Here is a 2,806-nt window from a genome sequence, read left to right as displayed (position 1 = left end):
CCCCTTCGAACGACTCGTCGAAGTCCTCGACCCCGCACGCTCCATGGGCCGCAACCCGCTCTTCCAGGTCATGCTGGTGCTCCAGAACAACACCCGCCCCGAGCTGGCCCTGCCCGGCGTCCGGGCGGCCTTCGAGCCGCCGGCCGCCGACTCGGTCAAGTTCGACCTGAACTTCTTCCTGGCCGAACAGCAGGACGCGAGCGCCGCCCCGGCCGGCATCGACGGCTTCCTGGAGTACAGCGCGGACGTCTTCGAACCGGCCACCGCCGAGGCCCTGGTCGCCCGTCTGGTCCGGCTGCTCGACCAGGTCGCCCGCGACCCGGAGCTCCCGCTGGGGCGGCTGGACCTGCTGTCCGAGCGCGAGCACCGGCAGGTCCTCACCGAGTGGAACGACACCGCCGGCGGCCACCCCGGCACCACCGTCGTCGCCCTCTTCGAGGCCCAGGCCGCCCGCACCCCCGAGGCCGTCGCCGTCCGCACCGACACCACCGTCTTGACCTACGCCGAACTCGACGCCCGGGCCAACCGGCTCGCCCGCCACCTCATCGGCCGGGGCGTCGGACCGGAGAGCACGGTGGCGCTCGCGGCGCCCCGGTCGCCGCACCTGGTCGTCGCCCTGCTGGCCGTGCTCAAGGCCGGCGGCGCGCACCTGCCCGTCGACCTGGCGTACCCGGCCGACCGCGTCCGGCTGATGCTCGACGACGCCGCGCCCGTCCTCCTGCTGACCGACGGCGCGACCGCCGGACAGCTGCCGGAGACCGGCCTGCCGCGCCTGCTGCTGGACGACCCGGCGCTGGAGCGCGCCACGGCCGCCCTCCCCGGCACCGCCCCCACGGACGCGGACCGCAGCTGCCCGCTGCTGCCCGACCACCCGGCGTACGTCATCTACACCTCGGGCTCCACCGGCCGGCCCAAGGGCGTGCTCGGACTGCACCGCGCCCTGGTCAACCGGCTGACCTGGTTCGCCGAGGAGCTCCCCGAGCAGCGGGAGGCCGCGATCCTGGCGAAGTCGCCGGTCAGCGTGATCGACGGGATCACCGAGCTGCTGGCGCCGCTGCTGTCCGGCGGCTCGACCGTCCTGGTCGACGCCGACACGGCCCGGAGCGTGCCCGAGCTGGCGGCGGCCACGGCCCGGCACGGCATCGCCCGGCTCACCGTCGTGCCCAGCCTGCTGAACGCCTTCCTGGACGGCTCCCCGGACGGCGCCGAGCTGTCCGCCGTCGCGGGCTGCGCGGTCTGGATCTGCAGCGGCGAGCAACTGCCCGCCGCCACCGTCCGGGCGTTCCGGCGGGCCCTGCCCTCGGCCCGGCTGCTCAACTTCTACGGCGCCTCGGAGGCCGGCGCCGTCGCGACCCGGGGCGAGGTGTGCGCCGGACCGGACGGCGCCGACACCCTGATCGGCCGTCCGATCTGGAACATGCGGGCGTACGTGCTGGACGACGGGCTGCGGCCGGTGCCCCCCGGCGTGGCCGGCGAGCTGTACCTGGCCGGCGCCGGACTCGCCCGCGGCTACACCGGACGCCCCGGCCTCACCGCCACCCGCTTCCTCGCCTGCCCCTACGAGCCCGGCTCCCGGATGTACCGCACCGGCGACCTCGTCCGCTGGACCCCCGACGGCCGGCTCGTCTACCTCGGCCGCGCCGACACCCAGATCAAGATCCGCGGCTTCCGCGTCGAACCCGGCGAGATCGAAGCCGCCCTCACCACCCACCCCACCGTCCGCACCGCCGTCGCCATAGCCCGCACCGACGGCCCCACCGGCCCCACCCTCGTCGCCTACGTCACCCCCACCCCCGGCACCACCCCCGACCCCGCCACCCTGCGCGACCACACCGCCGACCACCTGCCCGACCACATGGTCCCGGCCGCCGTCCTCGTACTCGACGAACTCCCCCTCACCCCGAGCGGGAAGATCGACCGCAACCGGCTGCCCGCCCCCGACTTGACCCCCGTCGCCGCCCGGCCGCCCCGCACCCCGGCCGAGGAGCGCCTCTGCGCGCTCTACGCCGAGGTCCTCGCCCTGCCCCGGGTCGGCATCGACGACAGCTTCTTCGACCTCGGCGGCCACTCCCTGCTGGCGACCCGGCTGGTCAGCCGGATCCGTACGGCGCTGGGGTCGACCGTCTCGATCCGGGACGTGTTCGAGGCGCCGACCGTGGCCCGGCTGGCCGGCCGCCTCCACCGGGACCGCTCCGCGCGGCCCGCGCTGCGGCCCGGACCGCGCCCGGCCGCTCTGCCGCTGTCCTCCGCCCAGCGGCGCCTGTGGTTCCTGAACCGGCTGGAGCCCGGCTCGGCGGCCTACAACATGGCGTTCGCGGTCCGGCTCTCCGGAGCCCTGGACGTCACGGCGCTGGAGGCGGCGCTGGCCGACCTGGTCGAGCGGCACGAGGTGCTGCGCACGGTGTTCCCGGAGACCGACGGCGAGCCCCGCCAGGAGGTCCTCGGCACCGAGGCCTGGACCGGACTCACCGTCCGGGAGACCTCCCCCGCCGAGGCCCCGGCGGAAGCCGCCCGCGAGGCGGCCCGCGGCTTCGACCTCGCGACCCGGCTCCCCGTCCGCGCGACACTGCTGCGCACCGGACCGACGGAGCACCTGCTCCTGCTGGTGGTCCACCACATCGTGGCCGACGGCTGGTCCGCCACCCCGCTGGCCCGGGACCTCTCACGGGCGTACGCGGCCCGGTCCACCGGCACCGCGCCGAGCTGGGACGCGCTGCCGGTGCAGTACGCGGACTACACCCTCTGGCAGCAGGACCTCCTCGGCGACGACCAGGACCAGACCTCCCTGGCCGCACAGCAGTTGGCG

Annotated in this window: 1 protein-coding gene; it reads left to right on the top strand. The window is 75.8% G+C overall.

Going from position 1 to position 2,806, the window contains the following annotated elements; all coding sequences use genetic code 11:
* A partial coding sequence (locus ACFU6K_RS35820; protein ID WP_380670336.1) for an amino acid adenylation domain-containing protein occupies positions 1–2,806 on the top strand: 2,806 nt, incomplete at both ends.

It is taken from the genome of Kitasatospora sp. NPDC057512, from assembly GCF_042802135.1.
Lineage (GTDB): Bacteria > Actinomycetota > Actinomycetes > Streptomycetales > Streptomycetaceae > Kitasatospora.
Note: the sequence above shows the minus strand (reverse complement) of the source record. Positions and strands in the feature narration are given on the sequence as shown.